This window comes from Brachybacterium endophyticum, from assembly GCF_003130585.1.
GTDB lineage: Bacteria > Actinomycetota > Actinomycetes > Actinomycetales > Dermabacteraceae > Brachybacterium > Brachybacterium endophyticum.
On record NZ_QFKX01000004.1, the window covers coordinates 59,991 to 81,588 of the forward strand.

The 21,598-nt window shown below is 71.9% G+C and carries 20 protein-coding genes; 10 read left to right on the plus strand and 10 right to left on the minus strand.

From position 1 onward, the window contains the following. Window positions 1-65 precede the first annotated feature (65 nt). The 7 genes from tatC to DEO23_RS10810 are packed head-to-tail and all read left to right on the plus strand — an operon-like array spanning window position 66 to window position 8,766. Window positions 66-992 (plus strand): twin-arginine translocase subunit TatC, encoded by a 927-nt coding sequence (tatC, locus tag DEO23_RS10780; RefSeq protein ID WP_240613358.1) that lies wholly within the window; start codon window positions 66-68, stop codon window positions 990-992. Further along, window positions 989-1,948 carry a diacylglycerol/lipid kinase family protein gene (locus DEO23_RS10785; RefSeq protein WP_109276045.1) on the plus strand — a complete coding sequence of 320 codons (960 nt, stop codon included), beginning with the start codon at window positions 989-991 and terminating at the stop codon, window positions 1,946-1,948. The genes tatC and DEO23_RS10785 overlap by 4 nt, the downstream gene beginning before the upstream one ends. Next, window positions 1,948-4,905, plus strand: a complete 2,958-nt coding sequence (locus tag DEO23_RS10790; RefSeq protein ID WP_109276046.1) for a DEAD/DEAH box helicase — start codon at window positions 1,948-1,950, stop codon at window positions 4,903-4,905. Before DEO23_RS10785 ends, DEO23_RS10790 begins: the two co-directional genes overlap by 1 nt. A 52-nt stretch (window positions 4,906-4,957) precedes the next feature. Further along, entirely contained in the window at window positions 4,958-5,728 is a 771-nt protein-coding gene (locus tag DEO23_RS10795; RefSeq protein ID WP_109276047.1) for an imidazolonepropionase-like domain-containing protein, read from the plus strand. Further along, entirely contained in the window at window positions 5,725-7,395 is a 1,671-nt protein-coding gene (gene lnt / locus DEO23_RS10800) for an apolipoprotein N-acyltransferase (protein WP_109276048.1), read from the plus strand. Before DEO23_RS10795 ends, lnt begins: the two co-directional genes overlap by 4 nt. After that, the gene (locus DEO23_RS10805; RefSeq protein ID WP_109276049.1) at window positions 7,392-8,180 is read left to right on the plus strand and encodes a polyprenol monophosphomannose synthase; all 789 of its coding nucleotides are present in this window, start codon (window positions 7,392-7,394) and stop codon (window positions 8,178-8,180) included. The genes lnt and DEO23_RS10805 overlap by 4 nt, the downstream gene beginning before the upstream one ends. Window positions 8,181-8,184: 4 nt before the next feature. After that, window positions 8,185-8,766 (plus strand): FxsA family protein, encoded by a 582-nt coding sequence (locus tag DEO23_RS10810; protein ID WP_109276050.1) that lies wholly within the window; start codon window positions 8,185-8,187, stop codon window positions 8,764-8,766. A 102-nt stretch (window positions 8,767-8,868) separates the two neighbouring features. Here DEO23_RS10810 and DEO23_RS10815 read toward each other — a convergent pair whose 3' ends face one another. From DEO23_RS10815 to DEO23_RS10835, 5 genes are all read right to left on the minus strand, one after another. After that, the gene (locus tag DEO23_RS10815) at window positions 8,869-9,219 is read right to left on the minus strand and encodes an RNA polymerase-binding protein RbpA (protein WP_109276051.1); all 351 of its coding nucleotides are present in this window, start codon (window positions 9,217-9,219) and stop codon (window positions 8,869-8,871) included. A 115-nt stretch (window positions 9,220-9,334) separates the two neighbouring features. Further along, window positions 9,335-10,201, minus strand: a complete 867-nt coding sequence (locus DEO23_RS10820; RefSeq protein ID WP_109276052.1) for a glycerophosphodiester phosphodiesterase family protein — start codon at window positions 10,199-10,201, stop codon at window positions 9,335-9,337. Beyond that, window positions 10,173-11,195, minus strand: a complete 1,023-nt coding sequence (locus DEO23_RS10825) for an SURF1 family cytochrome oxidase biogenesis protein (RefSeq protein WP_109276053.1) — start codon at window positions 11,193-11,195, stop codon at window positions 10,173-10,175. The genes DEO23_RS10820 and DEO23_RS10825 overlap by 29 nt, the downstream gene beginning before the upstream one ends. After that, window positions 11,192-11,548, minus strand: coding sequence for a hypothetical protein (locus DEO23_RS10830; protein ID WP_240613359.1), 357 nt, complete (start codon window positions 11,546-11,548; stop codon window positions 11,192-11,194). Before DEO23_RS10830 ends, DEO23_RS10825 begins: the two co-directional genes overlap by 4 nt. Before the next feature lie 119 nt (window positions 11,549-11,667). Beyond that, the gene (locus tag DEO23_RS10835) at window positions 11,668-12,741 is read right to left on the minus strand and encodes a hypothetical protein (RefSeq protein ID WP_109276055.1); all 1,074 of its coding nucleotides are present in this window, start codon (window positions 12,739-12,741) and stop codon (window positions 11,668-11,670) included. A 176-nt stretch (window positions 12,742-12,917) separates the two neighbouring features. Between DEO23_RS10835 and DEO23_RS10840 the strand changes: the two genes are divergently transcribed. Together DEO23_RS10840 and DEO23_RS10845 are read left to right on the plus strand one after the other, a co-directional pair. Beyond that, a complete protein-coding gene (locus tag DEO23_RS10840; RefSeq protein ID WP_109276056.1) occupies window positions 12,918-13,643 on the plus strand; it encodes a beta-ketoacyl-ACP reductase in 726 nt (241 codons plus the stop codon). Between the two features lie 79 nt (window positions 13,644-13,722). Beyond that, window positions 13,723-14,244 carry a SixA phosphatase family protein gene (locus tag DEO23_RS10845; RefSeq protein ID WP_109276057.1) on the plus strand — a complete coding sequence of 174 codons (522 nt, stop codon included), beginning with the start codon at window positions 13,723-13,725 and terminating at the stop codon, window positions 14,242-14,244. Between the two features lie 40 nt (window positions 14,245-14,284). Here the strand turns inward: DEO23_RS10845 and serB are convergent, their stop codons facing one another. Together serB and glgC are read right to left on the minus strand one after the other, a co-directional pair. Beyond that, window positions 14,285-14,950 carry a phosphoserine phosphatase SerB gene (serB, locus tag DEO23_RS10850; RefSeq protein ID WP_109276058.1) on the minus strand — a complete coding sequence of 222 codons (666 nt, stop codon included), beginning with the start codon at window positions 14,948-14,950 and terminating at the stop codon, window positions 14,285-14,287. A 77-nt stretch (window positions 14,951-15,027) separates the two neighbouring features. Beyond that, window positions 15,028-16,266, minus strand: a complete 1,239-nt coding sequence (glgC, locus tag DEO23_RS10855) for a glucose-1-phosphate adenylyltransferase (RefSeq protein ID WP_109276059.1) — start codon at window positions 16,264-16,266, stop codon at window positions 15,028-15,030. 125 nt (window positions 16,267-16,391) lie between these two features. Between glgC and glgA the strand changes: the two genes are divergently transcribed. Then, window positions 16,392-17,594: a glycogen synthase gene (gene glgA, locus DEO23_RS10860; protein ID WP_109276060.1), complete on the plus strand. Its 1,203-nt coding sequence runs from the start codon at window positions 16,392-16,394 to the stop codon at window positions 17,592-17,594. 31 nt (window positions 17,595-17,625) lie between these two features. On the opposite strand, the gene DEO23_RS10865 is transcribed toward glgA, so the two are convergent. From DEO23_RS10865 to DEO23_RS10875, 3 genes are all read right to left on the minus strand, one after another. Continuing rightward, the gene (locus DEO23_RS10865) at window positions 17,626-18,432 is read right to left on the minus strand and encodes a hypothetical protein (RefSeq protein WP_109276061.1); all 807 of its coding nucleotides are present in this window, start codon (window positions 18,430-18,432) and stop codon (window positions 17,626-17,628) included. After that, the gene (locus DEO23_RS10870; protein WP_109276062.1) at window positions 18,429-19,913 is read right to left on the minus strand and encodes a ribonuclease catalytic domain-containing protein; all 1,485 of its coding nucleotides are present in this window, start codon (window positions 19,911-19,913) and stop codon (window positions 18,429-18,431) included. Before DEO23_RS10870 ends, DEO23_RS10865 begins: the two co-directional genes overlap by 4 nt. Before the next feature lie 77 nt (window positions 19,914-19,990). Beyond that, complete coding sequence (locus DEO23_RS10875; RefSeq protein ID WP_109276063.1) at window positions 19,991-21,496, minus strand: cation:dicarboxylate symporter family transporter; 1,506 nt, start codon at window positions 21,494-21,496, stop codon at window positions 19,991-19,993. Window positions 21,497-21,598: the final 102 nt, after the last annotated feature.

A 21,598-nucleotide genomic window follows, 5' to 3' on the forward strand; every position in this document is an offset into this window, starting at 1 on the left:
TCTCTCGCTGACGGGTCCGGGCGTCCAGGACGCCCGGACCCGCATGCCGGAAGGACGAACCACCCGTGGCGCAAGACCGCATCTCCGACGAGGACACCGAGCCCTCGAAGGGTCGCAGGGGACGTGTGAGGACCAAGCGTCGTGCCCGTGACCCCGAGGGGCGCATGGCGCTCAACGAGCACCTCGTCGAGCTGCGGAACCGCCTCGTGGTCTGCGCCGTCGTCATCCTGCTGATGGCGATCGTGGGCTGGTTCGTCTTCGACTACGTGTACAGCTTCCTGCAGCAGCCCTTCAACGCCGCCAAGTCCCAGAACCCCGATCTGCAGGCCGGCATCAGCTACGGCAAGGTCGGCAGCTTCCTGGGCACGAAGATGCAGATCTCGGCCTACATCGGCCTGATCCTCGCGGCCCCGGTCGTGATCTACGAGATCTGGATGTTCCTCGTCCCCGGGCTGCACAGGAACGAGCGCCGCTACGCGATCGGGTTCTTCGGCTCGGCGATCCCGCTGTTCTTCATCGGCTGCGTCGCCGGCTACTGGATCATGGACAAGGCCGTCCCGATCCTGCTGGGCTTCGCGCCGAACAGCGAGGCCGTGATCGCGAACATCGACTTCGGCGAGTACCTGAAGCTGTTCATCAAGACCATGCTCGCCTTCGGGATCGCCTTCGACCTGCCGGTCGTGCTGGTGCTGCTGAACTTCCTGGGCATCCTCTCGGGCCGCAGCATGCTCAAGGCCTGGCGCTGGGTCATCTTCCTGTGCTTCGCCTTCACCGCCGTGATGGTGCCGACGCCAGATCCTTTCTCGATGATCGCGATGACGGCCCCGATGATCGCGCTCTACTTCGCCGCCGTCCTGGTCAGCCTCTGGAACGACAGGCGACGCGCGAAGCTCGAGGACACCGATCTCGACGACGAGCGGGCCAGCACCATCGACGACGCCCCGGAGGCCGTGGACGGGCCCTCGTCCCTCGACGAGGACGACGACCGGTGAGCCGGCTGCGGATCGGATTGCTGACGAATCCGTCCGCCGCGAGTGGTGCCGCCCAGCGCACGGGACGCCAGGTGGCGCACCTGCTGCGGATCGCGGGCATCTCCGTCGTCGAGCTCACCGCCGTCAGCGCCGCCGTCGCCAGGGCCCGCGCGATGGAGGTCCGGGACACGCTCACCGCACTGGTGGTCGTCGGCGGCGACGGAACGGTCTCGCTCGGGGCGGGGATCGTCGCCGAGACCCCGGTGCGCCTCGGCGTCGTCCCCGCCGGCAGCGGCAACGACTTCGCGCGCGCCCTGGGGATGGAGGAGGCCGACGTCGAGGGATCGGTGCGCCGACTTCTGCAGGCGCTCTCACGTCCCGTGGTCGCGATCGACGCGATCGAGCTGCGATCCGGTGTCGACGGCGACCCCACGGGCATCGACCGCAGCATCGCCCTGGGCAACGTCTCCCTGGGCTTCGACGCCCTGGTCAACGCCCGTGCCAACGACTCCCGTCTGTCCCCGCGGATGCGCTACACCGGCGCCCTGGTGCGCGAGATCTCGGCGTTCCGCTCGCGGCGCTACTGGATCGAGGTCGACGGCGGGCCGCGCGAGGACATCGACGCGAGCCTGCTGACCCTGTGCAACACCGGCGTGCTCGGGGGTGGCATGCGCCTGGTGCCCGATGCCCGCGTGGACGACGGCCGTCTCGACCTCGCCGTCGTCGCGGGCCTCTCCCGCACGGGGCTGCTGCGCCTGTTCCCGCGCGTCTTCCGGGGCACCCACACCGACCTCTCCGTCTTCAGCACCCGCCCGGTGCACCAGATCCGCGTCGGCCTGCACGAGAGCACTCTCCTGCGCGCCTACGCCGACGGGGAGGCTCGCAACCAGCTGCCCGTGCGCGCACGCGTCCTGCCAGGAGCGGTGCGCATTCTCGCCGACCTCCCCGCTGCCGCGGATACCAGGGGGAACACCTGATGCCGTCGCCGTCCGAGGCCTACGCCGACTTCCGCGCGGAGCAGCGCCGCCAGGGCACGCCCTTCGCGCAGTTCCGCGAGCGCTTCGACTTCGCCCTGGACCCCTTCCAGGTCGACGGGTGCGAAGCGCTCCAGGACGGTCAGTCCGCGCTGGTGGCCGCGCCCACCGGGGCCGGGAAGACCATCGTCGGCGAGTTCGCCGTGCACCTGGCCCTGGCCCAGGGCCGCAAGGTCTTCTACACGGCCCCGATCAAGGCGCTGTCCAACCAGAAGCACGACGAGCTGCGCGAGTGGCTGGGACACGAGCGGGTGGGTCTGCTGACCGGCGACGTCAGCATCCGCCCCGAGGCCGACGTGGTCGTGATGACCACCGAGGTGCTGCGCAACATGCTGTACGCCTCCTCGCCCCTGCTGGACGGACTCGGCTTCGTGGTCATGGACGAGGTGCACTACCTCGCCGACCGGATGCGCGGACCGGTGTGGGAGGAGGTCATCATCCACCTCGATCCCGCCGTGCAGCTTGTGGCGCTCTCGGCGACGGTCTCGAACGCCGAGGAGTTCGGCACCTGGCTGCAGGAGGTGCGCGGCAGCACCCGCACGATCGTCTCCGAGACCCGCCCCATCCCGCTGTTCCAGCACGTGCTGGTGGGCGAGGAGATGCTCGACCTCTTCGTCGACGAGGACGGCGAGCCCGCGCTCTCGCCCGGCACCCGGGCCGCCTCGCGACCCGTCGTGAACCCCGATCTCGAGCAGGTCGGCTCGCTCTCCGTCCCCGTGGACGGCCACCGCGGCTCGCGGGGATCGCCACGACACGGAGGCGGTCGGGGTGATCGCGGGGGCCATGGCGGCCGCGGCCCCGGGGGCGGCGGCCGGGGCTCGGCGAAGGGACGTCACGGACACGGCGGACGCGGACCGCGCGGAGGGACCGGTGGCCGCGATCGACGCGGCACCGCCGGGCATCATCGTCTGCGCGGGCACGGCGGGGACCGCGGGGGCCGCCCGCAGGGGCCCCGCCCGCCCCAGCAGGCGGACGTCGTGCGCATCCTCGAGCAGGAGGCCCTGCTCCCCGCGATCTTCTTCATCTTCTCCCGGGCGGGCTGCGACGCCTCCGTCCGACGGCTCGATCGCTCCCACCTGCGGCTGACCACCGACGAGGAACGAACCCGCATCAGGGCCCTGCTCGACGAGAGGCTCAGCGTGATCGGCGTCGAGGACGAGCAGATCCTGGACCTCGCCCACTTCCGTCGGGCGGCCGAGAACGGCTACGCGGCCCACCACGCGGGCATGCTGCCGCTGCTCAAGGCCTGTGTGGAGGACCTGTTCGAGGCGGCCCTGATCAAGGTCGTGTTCGCGACCGAGACCCTGGCGCTGGGGATCAACATGCCGGCCCGCTCGGTCGTGCTGGACAAGCTCACGAAGTTCAACGGGGTCGAGCACGCGGACCTCACCCCGGGGGAGTACACCCAGCTCACCGGCCGTGCCGGGCGGCGCGGCATCGACATCGAGGGGCACGCGATCGTCGTCGCCTCGGCGGGGTTCGACGCCCACGCGGTGGCGGCGCTGGCCTCCCGGCGCACCTTCCCCCTGCGCTCCGCCTTCCATCCCACCGCGAACATGGCCGTCAACCTGCTCGCGCGCTTCGACCTCGAGCGCGCACGCGAGACCCTCGAGATGAGCTTCGCCCAGTTCCAGAGCGACCGCAGCGTGGTGGGACTGGCCCGGCGCGCCCACGAGCTCGAGGAGACCGCGGCCTCCTACCGCGAGGCGGCGGTCTGCGAGCGCGGCGACCTGCGCGAGTACGCCGACATCCGCGCCCGCATGACCGCGCGCGAGAAGGAGCTCTCCCAGGCGCGCTCCGCCGCCGCCCGCGACAGCACGCGATCGACCCTGCGCTCCCTGCGGCGCGGGGAGATCCTGGCCCTGCCCGGGGGTCGGCGGCAGGGGTACGCGGTCGTCCTGGACGTGGACCGCGAGGTGCTCGGCGGCCCACAGGTCCAGGTGCTCACCACGGAGGGACGCACCCGCAGCCTGCGACCGGGCGACGTGCCGAGCGCCCCGGCGGTGATCGGGACGCTGCGTCTGCCCAGGCCGGAGCGGATGGGATCCTCGAAGGTCCGCAAGGACACCGCGAGCGCCCTGCGCGAACGACTCAGCGGGCACCACGACGACCCCCGCGCCGAGGTCCGCAGACGATCGGGCAGGCCGCCCTCGACCGCGGCGGAGGATCCCGAGCTGATCGAGCTGCGGGAGCGGCTGCGCGCCCATCCCTGCCACGGCTGCGAGGACCTGGAGGCCCACGAGCGCTGGCTGCGTCGGCTCGCGCGCACCGAGAAGGACCTCGCCGGGGTGCAGCGACGCATCGAGGGACGCACCTCCTCGCTCGCGCGCCAGTTCGACCGCCTCACAGGCCTGCTGACCGAGCTCGGACACCTCGAGCGCAGCCGCGCGGGGGATCTGGAGCCCACCGAGCGCGGTCTCCACCTGCGGCGTCTGTTCTCCGACCGGGATCTCCTGGTCGCCGAGTGCCTCGAGCAGGAGGCGTGGGCGCAGCTCGACGCGCCCGAACTGGCCGCCATGGTCTCCGCCTGCAGCTACGAGGCCCGTCGCGACTCCCCGCAGGCTCCCGAGCTCCCACCCGGCACGCGCTTCGACGCGGCGCTGGCCACCACCGAGCGCATCGCGTCCTCGCTGCGCGCGGCGGAGAGCCGCCACGGCGTGGACCCGACCGCCGCCCCGGACCCCGCGATCAGCGCGATCGTGCACCGCTGGGCGAGCGGCCACCACCTCGCGGCGGCGCTCGGCGAGGCCGACCTCACCCCCGGGGACTTCGTGCGGCACTGCCGCCAGGTGGTCGACCAGCTCGAACAGCTCTCGGAGCTCCCGCACGTCTCCCTCACAGCCAGGGATGCCATAGTCGGCGTGCGCCGGGGGCTGGTCGCCCAGGAGATGGAACGGTGACCGCCCGCGCCCCGTACCCGCCCGTGCCACGCCCCCAGGAGGGATCCCCCTGATGACCGCGACCGCTCCCGATGCCTCGGACGACGCCGCCGGCGACGAGGTCCTCTACACGGGTGTCGTCGTCTACAGCACCCAGGACCCGGAGGCCTCCTCGCTGCTGGTCTCCGGTGACCGCATCGCCTGGATCGGCCCCACCGAGACCGCCGAGGCGCTGCACCCCCGGGCGCGGCGCATCGACGCCACCGGCTGCCTGCTGACCCCGGGCTTCGTCGACTGCCTGCCGACGTCCGACGGCTCCCCGGTGGACGAGGACTGGCGACGCGACGCTCTGGCCCGCGGCGTCACCGACGCCGTGCCGGGCCTGCCCGGGACCCGCGAGGGCATGCGCGTGCTCGCGCCGCTCGCCGAGACGCAGCCCCTGAAGGACCTCAGCACGCAGGGCGTGCCGCTGGCCTTCGGCTCGCTGGGGGCCGAGGAGGCCGCGGCCCCGTGGAGCTGGGTGCGCTCCGCCGCGCACGAGGGCGAGGTCGACCAGCGCATCAGCGATCGTGCCGCCTTCCTCGCCTCCAGCCGAGCAGGTCTGCGTCTGCTGGACATCCCTCACCCCGGCGCGCTCAACCTCGGGGTCGAGGCGACGTTCGTGGTCTGGGAGCCCTGGGACCTCACCGTGCACTCCTCGGACATCCGCACCAATGCCTGGTCCGTGGACCCCCGCTCACGCACCCCGATGCTCCCCGACCTCACCGAGGGCGCACCCCGGGCCCTGCGCACGCTCGTGCACGGCGAGATCGTCCACGACACACCGGGGGCCATCGCCCGATGAGCAGCACCACGCGCGCAGTGCGCACGGACGGGGGAGGGGGATCGGTGCATCGCCGCGGCCGCGGCGTGCGCGACCAGGTCGTGCCCACGACGCTCCTGCCCGCCGTGGTGCTCGCGGTGCTGGGGGGTCTCGCCGCGATCGCGGCCTTCCCGCCCTACGACCTGTGGATGCTGCTGCCCTTCGCGATCGCCGGACTGAACGCCGCCGTGCTCACCCGCCGCTGGCAGGCCGCGGCCCTCACCTCGCTGCTGTGGGGGCTCGCCTTCTTCGTCCCGCTGACGATCTGGGCGAAGACCTACGCCGGGGTCGGACCGTGGCTCGCGCTGGGCGCCTTCCAGGCGCTCTACATCGTGGTCTACGGACTGCTCGCCCGTGCCGTGCTGGTGCGCCGAGGGATCACGCTGGGCTCGGGGATCGTGGTCGCCGCGCTGTGGGTCGGCGTCGAGACGCTGCGCTCGACCGTCCCCTGGGGCGGCCTCAGCTGGGGCTCGGTCAGCTTCGCCCTGTCCAGCTCCCCGCTGCTGAACCTGGGACCGTGGATCGGAACCGCAGGCCTCTCCTTCGTGGTGGCGCTGCTGGGCCAGTTCCTGTGCGGTGGCATCCTCGCCCTGCTGGGACGCCGTCACCGCGGGGTCACCGGGCTCAGCGGGGTCTGGCCGATGGCCACGGTGATCGGCGTGGTCATCGGCACCATGGTGGTGCCGATGCCCAAGAACCCCCCGCCCACGGGGGACAGCACCCTCACGGTCGCCGGCGTCCAGGGCAACATGGACAGGATCGATCCCGAGTCCCTCGAGATGCCCGACATCTTCCCCCACCAGCTCGAGGCCACCGACGCCGCCACCTCCCGTGTCGCCGGCAACGGCGGCTCGCTGGACCTCGTGGTGTGGCCGGAGGACTCCACGGGATGGGATCCCCGCAAGGATCCGGCGCGGGGCCAGGCGATCACCTCCGAGGCGCAGAAGGCCGACGCACCGATCATCCTGGGCACCCAGACCCCCACCGACGACGGCGGGCGCTACAACAACTCGCTGCTGTGGACGCAGCAGGGGGAGGTCGACGGCGTCTACGCCAAGCGGCACCCGGTGCCCTTCGGCGAGTACATCCCCTACCGCTCGTTCTTCCGCACGCTGAGCGACAAGGTCGACCTGATCTCCTCGGACATGAAGGCCGGGAAGGAGCCCGGCGTCTTCGACGTCGACGGCCACGGCGTCGGCATCCTGATCTGCTTCGAGATCGCCTATCAGGACCTCGTGCACGACGTGGTCGACGACGGCGCGCAGGTCATCGTGGTCCAGTCCAACAACGCCCTGTTCGGGGACTCCGACGAGGCGATCCAGCAGGTCGCCGAGGCGAAGGTGTTCGCCGTCGTCAGCGGCCGCAGCGTCGTGCACGTCTCGACCGTCGGGCAGAGCGCGATCTTCACGCCCGAGGGACGGACCCTCGACTACCAGGACCACTGGACCCAGGGGTCCGTCGTCGCCGACGTCCCGCTGCGCACCGGCATCACGCCCGCCGTCGCCGCCGGGCACTGGCCCGAGATCGTGCTGTCCGGTCTCGGGCTCGCCGGCGTCCTGCTCGCCGGGGCGGGCGGACGTCGCGCGGTGGCGCCGGCCCGGCGCCGACGGGACCGTGCGGCCGCGACGGCCGCCGGGGGCCGAGGGTGACCCCTCAGCGGGTGCTCGTGGTGATCCCGACCTACAACGAGCGCGACGCCCTGCCTCCGACCCTGGCCCGCCTGCGCGCCGCCGTCCCCGACGCCCACGTGCTCGTGGTCGACGACGCCTCGCCGGACGGGACGGGCCTGCTGGCCGACGAGCTCTCCGCCGACGACCCCGTCGTCGAGGTCCTGCACCGCGCGGGGAAGGAAGGTCTCGGTCCCGCCTATCTCGCCGGGTTCCGCCACGGCCTGGACCGCAGGTTCGACGTCCTCGTGGAGATGGACGCCGACGCCTCCCACCGGCCCGAGCAGCTGCCCCGGCTGCTGGAGGCCGTGGAGCGGGGAGCGGACCTCGCGATCGGCTCGCGCTGGGTGCCCGGCGGTCGCGTGCACGACTGGCCCCTGCCACGCCTGCTCCTGTCCAGGGCCGCCAACACCTATGCGCGTCTCGCCCTCGGACTGCGGGTGCGGGACGCGACGGCGGGCTTCCGCGCCTACCGTGCCCCTCTCGCGGCACAGCTGGTCGAGGCGGGTCCCGCGTCCCAGGGCTACTGCTTCCAGGTGGACATGACCCGTCGCTCCGCCCGCGGCGGAGCGGTGATCCGCGAGGTCCCGATCGACTTCGACGAGCGCACCGAGGGCGCCAGCAAGATGAGCTCGGCGATCGTCCGCGAGGCCCTCGTGAAGGTCACGCTCTGGGGTCTCGCACTGCGCTCACAGCAGCTGCTCACCGCCCTCCGATACGCTGGCCGCCTCGTATCCGGTGAGAGTTCTCAACCGTCCGGCAGGTGATCGCATGAGCTCCGCATCGTCCTCGTCCACGCCCCCACGCAGCACCGGCGCCGGCAGCACCCGGCGCTCGTGGCGCGCTCGTCTCGCGCCGCTGCTGCCGTTCGGCGTCCTTCTCCTGGGGATACTGGAGATCGCACTGCTGATCCTGATCGGCGTGAAGTCCTCGCTCTGGTGGGCGCTGCTGATCGTGGTCGTGGGCTGGATCATCGGCGTCGCGCTGCTGATCGCCGCCGGGCAGCAGTCCTTCTCCCGGGCGCGCTCCCTCCTGCGCGCGCTGCGGGGTACCGGTGACGTCCAGAGGCACCTGAGCCGCCCCGCCTTCACCGTCCTGGCTGCGCTGTGCTTCTTCTTCCCGGGCGTCCTCACCGACGTCGTCGGGATCATCCTGCTGATCACCCCGATCCAGCGCCGCACCGTCGAGGGGCTCGGTCTGCGCAGCGGATCGGACTCCGCCCACCGGGTGCTCTACCGTCGCTCCTCGAACGGGGTGATCGACGGGGAGATCGTCGTGACCCCGCAGAAGCGGGACGACGCCTCCGATGCCGGCAGCTCTCCCGACGGGCCCCCGATCATCACCCAGGGCTGAGGCCCCCGCCCAGGGCCCGGGACAGCACGAGACCCCGCGACCGATCCGGTCGCGGGGTCTCGTGCGGGGACGGGCAGGCCGCCGCGCAGCAGCGGCCTGGCCTCAGAAGTTGCGGCTCTGGTGGAGCTTCCCGGCGTGCAGGAGGTCGAGGCGCTGATCGAGGAGGGCCTGCAGGTCCTCCTCGCTGCGGCGCTCGAGGAGCATGTCCCAGTGGGTGCGCTGGGGCTTGCCCGGCTTCTCGTCGGGCTTGTCGTGGTCGCGCAGCACGGCGGTCGCACCGCAGCGGCACTCCCAGACCGCGGGCACATCGGCCTCGACGGAGAACGGGAGGATGATCGCGTGGCCGTTCGGGCAGTCGTAGACCGCCTCCTGACGCGGAGCGGCGAGAACGTTCTCGTCGGTCTCCATGCTGAAGGATCCGAGTCGTGTGCCTCGCAGGCTGCGGCTGTTCATCCGATGATGCCTTCCTGACGGTTCCGGGGGCGACGGTCGCGCACGCACTTCGGCGCGACAGTGGGGACAACGTCGCGCGCTCCGAGAACATTCCCCGGGCACGACGTGCGTCACATCACGTCACGGGCGGGGAGGGAGGGGGAGTGGCCCGCAGCGGGTCACCGGCGACCGGTCCGGCCTCTCCGCGTCCCTCGAGCAGCGCGCTGAGCAGGTCGACACGATTGGTGATGATGCCGTCGACCCCGAGCTCGAGCAGCCCTCGCATCTCCTCCGGGTCGTCGATGGTCCACACCTGGACCTCGCAGCCAGCGCGGTGCGCTGCGGCGACGTTGGCCGCGGTCACGATGGGGATCCCCGCATGGGAGACGGGGACCTGCAGGGCACCGAAACGGCTGAGGAGCAGCCGCACGACCGGGTCCGGCAGCTCGAGCAGCCGAGCCCCCAGGAATCCCACGAGGACCTCGCGGGACGGACTGCGCATCGGCGTGACACCCGTTCTCGCGGCGACCGCACGGGCGGTACGGGAGGCGACGGACCCCCGGAAGCTCGTCACGCAGACGCGGTCGGCGGAGCAGGTGCGCGCGATCGCCTCGACCGCCGGGGTGATCGCCGCCTCGTCCTTCACATCGATGTTGACCGGACACGAGGTGAACTCACCCAGCACGTCCTCGAGCCGGGCGAGCGGCTCGACGCCGGCGACGAGCACGTCCTCGAGGTCCTTCTCCCGCAGGTCCGCGATGCGGCGAGGATCGCCCGAGATCCGACGCAGGTCCTCGTCGTGGACGGCCAGGGCGATGCCGTCCGCGCTGGCCCGGGTGTCGGTCTCGAGCATGTCCGCCCCGGCGGCGAGGGCGTCGGCGAAGGCGCGCAGCGTGTTCTCCGCACCGTCGAGGGCGAGCCCGCGGTGGGCGATCCTGCGCGGGCGTCTGCCCGGCAGGAACCGGCCGGGGTTCTCAGTGCTGTCGGTGCTCCAGGAGCTCATCCTCTTCCTCCTCGTCCTTCGAGCGTCTGCGCGAGGGGCGTGCCTCGTGCGACGTGCCTCGGCGTGCGGTGCGACCGCCCTGACCTCGGCGCGGATCACGGTCGCTCGGCGCCGCGGGGCGCCCTGCCTCCTGCTCGCCCTCGGACCCGGCCGGATGCCCACCGCCGTCACCGGCCTCGATGCCCTGAGCGGTGCCGTGCTCGGCCTCGACGCCGGGGGCGCTGTCGCTCTCGGCGGCCTCGTCCAGGATCTGGCGGCGGGTGCGGACCACCACGGCGACGGGGAAGAAGGCCGCGAACAGCCACCACTGCACCGCGTAGGACAGGTGCGGGCCGAGGCTCGTGTCCGGCCCCTCGAGCGAAGCCGGCATCGGGGAGGCCGCGGGGCTCTCGGAGGCAAGCTCACCGTAGGCGCCCGTGTAGAGCGGGCCGTCGAGGTCGGGCAGCTGCCCGGCGACCACAGAGGGGGTGACGGTCTGCACCTGCCCCGGCGGATTCGTGCGGCCCTTGAGCACGGGCTCCGCATCGCGCATGCGGACCACCGCCGTGGTCGTGCCGTGGGGGACCGGGGGTTTCGTCGCCGGGACGGAGCTCGACTCGGCCACGTCCACCCAGCCGCGCACGACCAGCAGTGTGCCCTGGTCGGTCGTGAACGGCACCAGCTGCCAGAACCCCACCGAGCTGTCCGAGGGCCGATTGCGCACGTACAGCACGCAGTCCGGGTCGGTGCAGTACTGCCCGCGCAGCTCGACCTGCTTCCACTCGTCCGCACCGGCCAGGTGCGAATCCGTGTCGGGCAGCACGCGGGGGAGGGCGACCGGGTCCGCCGTCATGTTGGTCTCGACCAGCCGGGCGTTGTCCCTCTTGGTCTCGAAGCGGTGCCACTGCCAGAAGCCCAGGCCCACGCAGAGGGCCGCGGCCAGGATCGCAGCGAGCAGCATGGTCGCTCCGTCACGGCTGACCAGACGCCGGATGATGAGCAGGGCCGTTCTCATACCGTGGTCGCGACCTCCGCAGCGGCGGGCGCCAGCGACTCGGCGGGCAGCGAGTCCTCCGCGTACGACGTCAGGCGGACGAAGACCACGGCCGTGGCGGCGGCGAGCAGCAGCCCGACCGCGGTCGCCGCGATGGTCAGCCCCAGGCGCAGGCGGGGGCGAGCACGCCGGGGCGCCGGCTCGGGGAAGCCGTAGTCCTCGTGCTCGAGCTGGTTGTCGGACCAGATCCCCGGGTTCATGACGCTGACGGGGTATTTCTCGACGCGGCGTCGAACGCGTGCGCCGCTCGCGGGGACGTCCTCGGAGTCCAGCAGGGGCGCATCGCTCGTGCCGTGCGAGCGCGCGCCCTGCATCCAGACCCTCCACCCCGCGGGCACACGCCCCCAGCGAGGATCGGGCTGCCAGCCCTGCGGCGGGGCCCAGCCCTCCTCGGGGGGCTCCGGCCAGTGGGGAGGGGGATTGAAGGACGAGGTCACTTGGCGACATCCCAGGTGTACTCGTCGGAGTAGGAGTCGAAGGCCAGCTTGTTGCCGCCCGCTCGCTTCACTTCGTAGATCATGCTCTCGGTGTACTCCTCACCGGCTGAGAAGTCCCGGGGCGCGTTCACGTCCTGGCCCGCGCCCTTCAGGGCGAAGGTGTCGGAGTCGTAGGAGACCTGGCCGCCGTACGGCGTCTCGACGTCGAAGTTGCCGGGGCCCATGCTCATCGTCCCGTCGGTGACCTCGAGCTTCGCGGTCACCACCAGGAACTCGCCGTACGCGCTGTCCTCGATCTCGTAGCTGGTGTCGAGATCCTTGGCCGACTTCCATTCCATCGACACCGTCATGGTGCCCTTGCCGTCGGGGCCCACGACGTCCTGCTCCGTGCCGGAGGCGGCCACGGTCGGCAGGTCGGAGGGGGTCACGGTCTTCTCCGCGTCGTCCTCGTCCGCCGTCTCGGTCGTCGCGTCCTGGGTGCGGGTGGACGCCTCACCCGAGGGCGGTGCGGCGGTGGCATCGTCCGAGCGCTTCGCGACGGTGGTGGCGATGACGATGCCGACGATCAGCAGCAGAGCCGCGAGGAAGGCCAGGACGATGCAGCCGATCCACCAGAATCTCGCGACGATGCCCTTGGGCGGCTTCTGCTCCGCGTTCGGCGCATTCGACCATCCCCCGTTCCCGGCGGGGCCCTGGGCACCATCCGCGGAGGACTGCCCCGGGAGCGGGGCGGGGGCGCTCGAACCACCCGAGGCATGCCCGCCCTGGTCGTCGGCGGAGTACCCGTACCCCATCTGCGGTGCCGAGGTCCGTGACGATCCGGCCTCGTCGGCAGGCGTGGACGCCCCGGTGCTGCGAGGGTGATCTTCCTCGTCGCCGGTGGGGAGCGGCGGCTCCGCCCCGGGTGCCGGGGACTGCGCCGCGGGCTCTTCGTCCTCTTCTTCCGGGACCCAGAAGTTCCATCCCTCGGGGGCAGGTCCCCAGGAGGGATCGGGCTGCCACCCCGGCGGAGGGGTCCACCCGGGCTCGTCGATCGGCCAGTTCGGCGGCGGATTGAAGCGGTAAGCCATCGAGGAGGGACCTTCCGGTGGGGGAGGAGCGTGCCGCCGCCCGGGTCGCTCACCGCGGTGTCCCGAGCACCTGTCCCTACGTATGCTAGAGCACCGTAGATCCACGGCACCGCCCGTGCCGGGCGCGCACCCGCGCCCCGCGAGCCGCCCTCCCCGCATCGAAGGAGCACCCCCGCATGTCCGCCGAGACCCCCCAGCCCCGCAGCGTCCTCGTCACCGGCGCGAACCGCGGCATCGGCCGCGCGATCGCGGAGGAGTTCGTGCGCCGCGGGGACCAGGTGGCCATCACCTCCCGCTCCGGGCAGGACGGCCCCGAGGGAACCCTCACACTGACGGCCGACATCACCGACGGCGCGTCCCTCGACGCGGCGGTGAAGGAGGCGGAGGCGGCCCACGGCCCCATCGAGGTGCTGGTGGCCAACGCCGGGGTCACGGACGACCAGCTGCTGCTGCGCATGAGCGACGAGTCCTTCGAGAAGGTCATCGACACCAACCTCACCGGGTCCTTCCGGACGGTCAAGCGGGTCATCAAGTCGATGATGCGCAAGAAGAAGGGGCGGATCGTCCTGATCAGCTCGGTGGTCGGCCAGCTGGGCTCCCCGGGGCAGGTCAACTACGCCGCCTCGAAGGCGGGGCTGCTCGGCATCGCCCGCTCGATCACCCGGGAGCTGGGGTCGCGAGGGATCACCGCGAACGTCGTCGCCCCCGGGTACATCGCGACGGACATGACCGACGCGCTGCCGGAGGACCTGCAGAAGAGCTACCTCGGACAGATCCCGGCGGCACGCTTCGCCGAGCCGTCCGAGGTCGCGCGCGTCGTCGCCTTCCTCGCGAGCGACGACGCCGCCTACATCTCCGGCGCCGTCCTGCCTGTCGACGGCGGTCTCGGCATGGGACACTGAGACCCGCAGATCCCGTGCGTCCGGCACGCCTGCCCATCGCGACGCCGGACACCGACCACAGAAGGCGTGAGACGACCCGATGCCCTCCGACCCCGACAGTCGACTCCTGCTGCTGATGCGCCACGGCAAGGCGGACAGCGCGCAGGACCCGGACCGAGAGCGGGACCTGACCGAGCGCGGCAGCACCCAGGCGCGGATGATCGGCGAGTACCTCGAGGCACAGGGCGTGCGCCCCACGCGGGTGCTCGTCTCCGATGCGGAACGGACCCGGCAGACCTGGGAATCCGTGCTCTCCGCGATGCCCGGCTTCGACGGCAGCGTGCGCTACCGGTCCGAGATCTACGAGGGCGGGCCGATGGAGGTCCTGGACCTCGTGCACGAGACCGAGGACTCCGAGCGGGTCGTGATGGTCATCGGCCACGAGCCGACGATGTCCTCGCTCACCACGGCCCTGTCAGGGGACGACTCCGATCCCTCGTCGGTGGCTCAGGCCCGCATCGGTCTGCCCACGGGAGCCCTGTGCGTCCTCACCGGGTCCCTTCCGCACTGGGAGGACCTCGGGGAGGACGACCTCACGCTGCACACCGTCGTGCGCAGCTGAGGGCTGAGGGGTCCGCGGACCCCTGCGGCCCGCGCCGCGCTCACCCCAGCAGACGCTCGAGGTGGGGCCAGACCTCCATCAGGTCGGGCTCCTGGATCCGCACGTCGGCGACCTCGGCGAGCGCGGGCTTCGCCCGGAAGGCGATGCCCACGCCGGCGGCCTGCACCATCAGGGCGTCGTTCGCCCCGTCGCCCACGGCCAGCGTCCGGGAGCGGGGGATCCCGTGCCGTTCTGCCAGCTCTCGCAGGGTGCGCTCCTTCGTCGCGGCGTCGACGACCGGTCCCTCGACCCGGCCCGTGAGTCGTCCATCGGCGGTCTCGAGCCGGTTGGCCAGCACGTGATCGACGCCCGCGCGCGCAGCGAGCTCGTCGATCGCCTCGTGGAAGCCGCCGGAGACCAGTGCGGTGAGGACCCCTGCTTCACGAGCGCGGGCGAACAGCTCGAGGGCGCCGGGCGTCGGCACCAGTGCCTCCCGCACCCGGGAGAGGACCGAGGCGTCGAGCCCGGCGAGGGTAGCGACCCTCTCTCGCAACGACTCCGCGAAGTCCAGCTCACCGCGCATGGCGCGGGTCGTGACCGCCTCGACCTGCTCGCGGGTGCCGGCGTGGTCGGCGATCAGCTCGATGACCTCCTGGGTGAGGAAGGTCGAGTCGACGTCGCTGACGAGCAGCGCACGCGGTGCGGCGTCGGGTGTGGGGTGGGTCATGAGGTCCTCACGGTCGCGGTCGCGGTGCGGTCCGCCCGCTGCGGGCGGCTCCCGGCCCACCGGGCCCGGCGCAGCGATCAGGAGGGCTCGATGACGGTGCCCTTCCCGATGACGGTCAGGCCGGACTCGGTCACATGGAAGCCGCGCGCCCGGTCCTTCTCGGCGTCCAGACCGATCTGGGTGCGCGGCGGGATCACCACATTCTTGTCGATGATCGCGCGATGGACCTGACAGTGCCTGCCCACCGAGACGTTGTCCATCAGCACCGAGTCCGAGACCCCCGACCACGAGTGCAGGCGGACGTCGGGCGAGAGCACCGAGTTGGAGACCTGCGCGCCGGAGACGACGACGCCGGGCGAGACGATCGAATCGACCGCCGAGCCGACGCGTCCGGGCCCGGCGTGGACGAACTTGGCCGGCGGCACGTTGCGCACCCCGGCGAAGGTCGGCCACTTCTCGTTGTAGAGGTTGAACACGGGATGGATCGAGATCAGGTCCATGTGGGCGGCGTAGAACGCGTCCAGGGTGCCGACGTCCCGCCAGTAGTCCCGGTCACGGTCCGAGGACCCGGGCACGTCGTTGCGGATGAAGTCGTAGACGCCGGCCTCGCCCTGGTCCACGAAGTACGGGACGATGTCGCCGCCCATGTCGTGCGCGGAATCGGGATCGTTCGCGTCCTTCGTCACGGCCTCGACCAGGGCGTCGGCCGTGAACACGTAGTTGCCCATCGAGGCGAGCACCTGGGTGGGGTCGTCGGCGAGACCCGCGGTCTGCTTCGGCTTCTCCACGAAGCGCGAGATCACCTCGGGGGAGGACGGCTCGGTCTCGATCACGCCGAACTGGTCGGACTCCTCGATGTCCTGCCGGATCGCCGCCACCGTGCAGGCCTTGCCCGAGGCGATGTGCGCGTCGACCATCTGGGAGAAGTCCATGCGGTAGACGTGGTCCGCGCCCACCACGACGACGTAGTCCGGCTTCTCCTCCTCGATCAGGTTGAGCGACTGGTAGATCGCGTCCGCGCTGCCCAGGTACCAGTGCTTGCCCATGCGCTGCTGGGCGGGCACGGGGGCGACGTAGTTGCCCAGCAGGGAGCTCATCCGCCACGTCGAGGCGATGTGCTTGTCCAGCGAATGGGACTTGTACTGGGTGAGCACGACGATGCGGAGGTAGCCGGAGTTCACGATGTTCGACAGCGCGAAGTCGATCAGCCGGTAGATGCCGCCGAAGGGCACTGCGGGCTTGGCGCGATCGAGGGTCAGCGGCATCAGCCGCTTCCCCTCACCGCCTGCGAGGACGATGGCGAGCACGGAGGACATGGATTGAGCATAATGCCCTTGTGGGGGCTCTCACACACCCGCCCACGCCCACCCCGCCAACACCGCGCGGACGGCCCGACGGACGACCCCGTCGGCCCTCGTCCGCGCCCGATCAGGAGGACCGGATGCGCGTCGACCTGCTGACCAAGGAGTACCCGCCGGAGATCTACGGGGGAGCGGGGGTGCACGTCGCGGAGCTGACCCGGGTGCTGCGCGCGCACATCGAGGTGCAGGCGAGATGCTTCGGGGCCCCGCGCGAGGAGGCGGACACCACCGCCTACCGGGCACCCGCGGATCTGGACGGCGCGAACTCCGCCCTGCAGACCCTGGGCACGGACCTGCCGATGGCCGCCGACTGCGCAGGCGCGGACCTGGTGCACTCCCACACCTGGTACGCCAACTTCGCCGGCCACATCGCCTCCCTGCTGCACGGGGTGCCGCACGTGCTGAGCGCCCACTCCCTCGAGCCGCTGCGGCCGTGGAAGGCCGAGCAGCTGGGCGGCGGCTACGCGCTGAGCTCCTTCGCCGAGCGCACCGCCTACGAGGGCGCAGCCGGGATCATCGCGGTCTCCGCGGGGATGCGCGAGGACATCCTGCGCTCCTACCCGGGCGTCGACCCCGCGCGGGTCCACGTGGTGCACAACGGCATCGACATCGACACCTGGGCCCCGAACCCGGCGACCGATGCGCTCACGAGCCGCGGGATCGACCCCGAGGCGCCGACGGTCGTGTTCGTCGGCCGGATCACCCGCCAGAAGGGCCTGCCGTACTTCCTGCGTGCCGTGCGGGAGCTGCCGCCGGAGGTGCAGGTGGTGCTGTGCGCCGGCGCCCCGGACACCCCGGAGATCGCCGCCGAGGTCGACGGGCTGGTCCAGCAGCTGCAGCAGACCCGCGAGGGTGTGCACCTGATCTCCGAGATGCTGCCCCGCGGCGAGCTCACGCAGATCCTCACCCACGCGACCACCTTCGTGTGCCCGAGCATCTACGAGCCGCTCGGGATCGTGAACCTCGAGGCGATGGCCTGCGGCATCCCGGTGGTCGCGAGCGCGACGGGCGGGATCCCCGAGGTCGTCGTCGACGGGGAGACCGGACTGCTGGTGCCGATCGACCAGGTCTCCGACGGCACCGGCGCCCCGACGCATCCCGACCGCTTCGTCTCGGACCTCGCCGCGACGCTCACCGACATGGTCAGCGACCCGGAGCGCGCCCGGCGCATGGGGGAGGCGTCCCGGCAGCGGGCAGCGGACCACTTCTCGTGGACGTCGATCGCCGAGCGCACCCTCGAGGTCTACGAGACGGTGCTGAGGGAGCACGCGGCACGGGCCTGAGAGGCGGGGCGGAGGCCGGTCAGGAGGACGCTCAGCCGAGCTCGTCGGAGATGATCAGCCCGACCGTCTCCATGATCGCCTCGCGCGCCTCGTCGCGCAGGGTGTGCAGGACCTCGCGCCGCTCGGTGTCCTCGCTGAGGGCGTGGGTGTGCTCGGAACCGGTCCAGAGCTCCTGATCGGCGAGCAGGAGCGTGCGCGCGGCGAGGGTCAGGAGGTGCTCGGCCGGGGCCCCGACGTGGCGGGGGAGCGGGACCGAGGTCCAGGTCGCCGGGAGCGCCTGCAGAGGGATCGCCTCCTCGGGCACGAGGTCCAGCTCCAGCGTCCCCGAGGCGGCCTGCTGCAGGGCTCGCAGGAACGTCTCCCGTGCACCGCCGAAGGCTCGGACGGGAGCGGGCGCCCCGCCGCGCGCGGCGATGCGACGCCAGGAGACCAGGGTGCCCCGGGTGCCGTCGGGCCCCAGTGCCTCGGCGATCGGGACCAGGGTGTGCTCGGCCATCCCCGCGGCGCTGACCACGACCGCCTGCTCGGACTCGAGCGCGGAGGCGACGGCCTCGGGCGGGCCGACCAGACCGGTGATCCGCCCGGGGGCCGGCAGCACCAGATGGACCTGCGCGAGGGGGAGCCTGCGCAGGGCCGTCATCCAGTCGAACAGGTCCTCCCCGCCGCCGCCGACCTGCCGGTGGCCGCTGCCCTGGGCGAGCACCGCGGCGTCGTCCGGCCCGATGTCCCCGCGCAGGTAGGCGGCGCTCCACAGCACCAGGGCGGCCGCCCGGGGGAGGGCGATCGCGTCGGGACCGGGGTGAGCGCCGGTGTCGTCCGGCTCGGGCAGCGAGCTCATGAGGCCTCCGCGAGGACGAAACGGGGTGCGGATCCGGAGCCGCCCGCGGGGTCCGGGCGGACCCGGATCACGTCGCCGAGCTCGTGATCGGCCTCGACCCAGGCCGTCACGGGCGGATCGAGCACCTGGACCTCGACACGGACGGGCTGCTCGTCGCTCCCGCCGCGGCGGTCGATCACGGTGCCCTCGAGGACCACGCCGCCCATCGCGGCCAGCGCCGTGCGCTCCACGATCTCGACGGCCCGGCGCTCCAGGGAGCCGGCGCGCGAGGTCGTGGACTGCATGATCTCCGGCAGCAGAGGGAGGGCCTCGGCGAGCTGCTCGGGGATCTCCTCGCCGCGGGAGAGGTGCAGACAGGTCAGCAGGACGAAGCGGTCCACGAGCCGGCGCAGTGGAGCGGTCGCGTGGGAATAGGGAGCGCCGAGGGCTGCCTGCGTCGGATCCTCGGGGATCTGTCCGCTGTTCGTGAAGGCGACGTACCCGGCGCCGCGGAACAGGGAGGCCGCCTGGTTCAACAGCGCCAGATGACGCGGATCGCGCCAGTCCAGGGTGCGCAGGAACGCCCCGTACTCCAGGCCCTCCGGCCAGCTCACGCCGAGCGCCTCGCACTGGCGACGGAAGCGCTCGACGTTCTCGGCGGGGGCAGGTGGCATCGTGCGCAGGATGCCGACGCCGCCGCGGATCATGAGCGAGGCCGCGGCCATCCCGGTCATCAGGGAGATCTGGGCGTTGGCGTCCTCGATGGGTCGGATGCTGCGCCAGGCGAGGCGCACGTGCTCCCCGTCCTGATCGACCTCCTGCTCGGGGATGTTCAGGCTCGCGCCCCCGCGCTCGGCCTCCTGCTGGGTGCGCAGCGCGCCGATCTCCTGCAGCAGGAGCATCATCGGGTGGCCGCGTCCCGCGTCGAGGTCGTCCTGGACCCTGTCGTAGGCGAGCTTCTCGCGGGAACGGACCAGGGCGCGCCCGAGGTGGGTGTCGGTGACCGCGCCGCGCGGGTCCAGGGAGAGCTCCCAGACGAAGGCGGGAGCGTCCTGGTCGGGCAGCAGCGAGGCGGCACCCTCCGAGATCGACGTCGGATGCAGGGGGATCCGACGGTCGGGGAGGTAGACCGTCTCGCCGCGTCGACGCGCCTCCTGGTCGACCGCGCCCTCGAGCTCGACGAAGAGCGGGACGTCGGCGATCGCGTAGCGGACGCGGAAGCCCTGCTCGGTGCGCTCGAGGTGCATCGCCTGGTCGAGGTCGGTCGAGCTCTCCGGATCCAGGGTCACGAAGGGCATCTCCCGGAGGTCCTCGTGCGCGGTCGCGCCCTGGGACCAGGTGCCCGCGGACGCCTCGGCCGCTGCCAGGACCTCGGGAGGGAACTCGACGCTCAGCTCCGCGTCCTGCGCGACGTCGGCGAGCAGATCGTCGATCGCCGCGCCGATCTCGGAGGCGGCGACGGACCCGCGGGGCGCGCGCAGCGAGAGCGGACGGTGCGGCACGGGATCCTCCTGGGACGCGTCGGGCGGGACCGGTACCCGGTGGACCGATCCCGCCCAGTCTACGAGCAGCCTGCGGCTCAGAACCCTCGGGTCGGGGCGTCGCTGTCGGCCGCGTCGTGGCCGTGCGCCGTGGACCCGTCGGACGTCCCGGCGGCGCCGACGGACGTCCCGGCGTGCTCGGCTCCGGCCGCATCTGTCCCGGCTCCATCGGTCCCGGCCCCATCGGTCCCGGCTGCATCGGTCCCGTCGCCGTCGATCGCGTCGGCGGAGACGAAGGGGAGGTTCCCCGAGAGCACCTCGCGGGCGCGGTCGCGGTCGATGGTCCGGGTCATGGTGCCGATGACGACGGTCGCGATGGCGTTGCCCGCGAAGTTCGTGATGGCGCGGGCCTCGGACATGAAGCGGTCGATGCCGATGATGATGCCGACGCCCGGCAGCAGGTCCGAACGATGCGCGGCGAGCCCTCCGGCGAGGGTCGCGAGTCCCGCTCCGGAGACGCCCGCGGCGCCCTTCGAGGCGACGATCATGAACACGAGGAGGCCGATCTGCTGAGGGATCGTCATCGGCATCCTCATCGCGTCGGAGACGAAGATCGCGGCCATGGTCAGGTAGATCGCGGTGCCGTCGAGGTTGAAGGAGTAGCCGGTGGGCACCACGATGCCGACCGTCGACTTCTTGACGCCGAGGTGCTCCATCTTGGCCATCAGCAGCGGCAGCGCCGACTCCGAGGAGCTGGTCGCGATGATCAGGATGATCTCCTTGATCAGGTACTTCAGGAGCTGGAAGACGTTCACGCGAGCGACGGCGTAGAGGATGATCCCGAGCACGCCGACCACGAACAGGATGCAGGTGATGTAGAAGCCGATCATCAGCTTGATCAGCTCCCACACCGCGCCGATGCCGGAGGCGCCGACGACGGCCGCCATCGCACCGAACGCGCCGATCGGCGCGAGCCACAGCACCATCATCAGCACTCGGAAGACGATGCGGCGGGCGACCTCGATCCCCTCGAGGGCGACGTCGGCGGTGCGCCCGCCGATCCCCTGCACGGCGAAGCCGACGAGCAGGGCGATCAGCAGCGCCTGCAGCACGGAGCCGTCGGTCAGGGAGCTGACCATGGTCTTGGGGATGATCGATCCGATGAAGTCCATGAGGCCGCCCGCGGCCTCGGCCTCGTCGACGTACTGCTCGACCGTGCTGCCGCCGTCGGGGATGGTCAGGCCCTGCCCCGGCTTCAGGATGTTGCCGACGACCAGTCCGATGGCCAGGGCGAAGGTCGACATGATCAGGAAGTAGACGAGGGCGAGGATGCCGATGCGGCCGACGGTCGCCGCGCTGCGCACCGAGCCGATCCCGAGCACGATGGTGCAGAAGATGATCGGGGCGATCATCATCTTGATCAGGTTCACGAACAGGTCACCGAGGACCTTGAACCCCGCGGCGGTGTCGGGCGCGATCAGGCCGAAGGCGATGCCCGCGAGCACCGCGATGATCACCAGGATGTACAGCAGGTGCGGACTGACGCGTCGGGTCCTGCGCGGGGCGTCCGGGCCGGCGGCCTGGGTGGGGGACGGGGCTGGCATGGGACGCTCCTTCGCGTGGGGTGGGGGGATGACGACGCGCGGCACCTTACCCTGTGGCGCGCGCCACCACGCGACCGTCCCGCGGCAGTGACCCTCGCATCG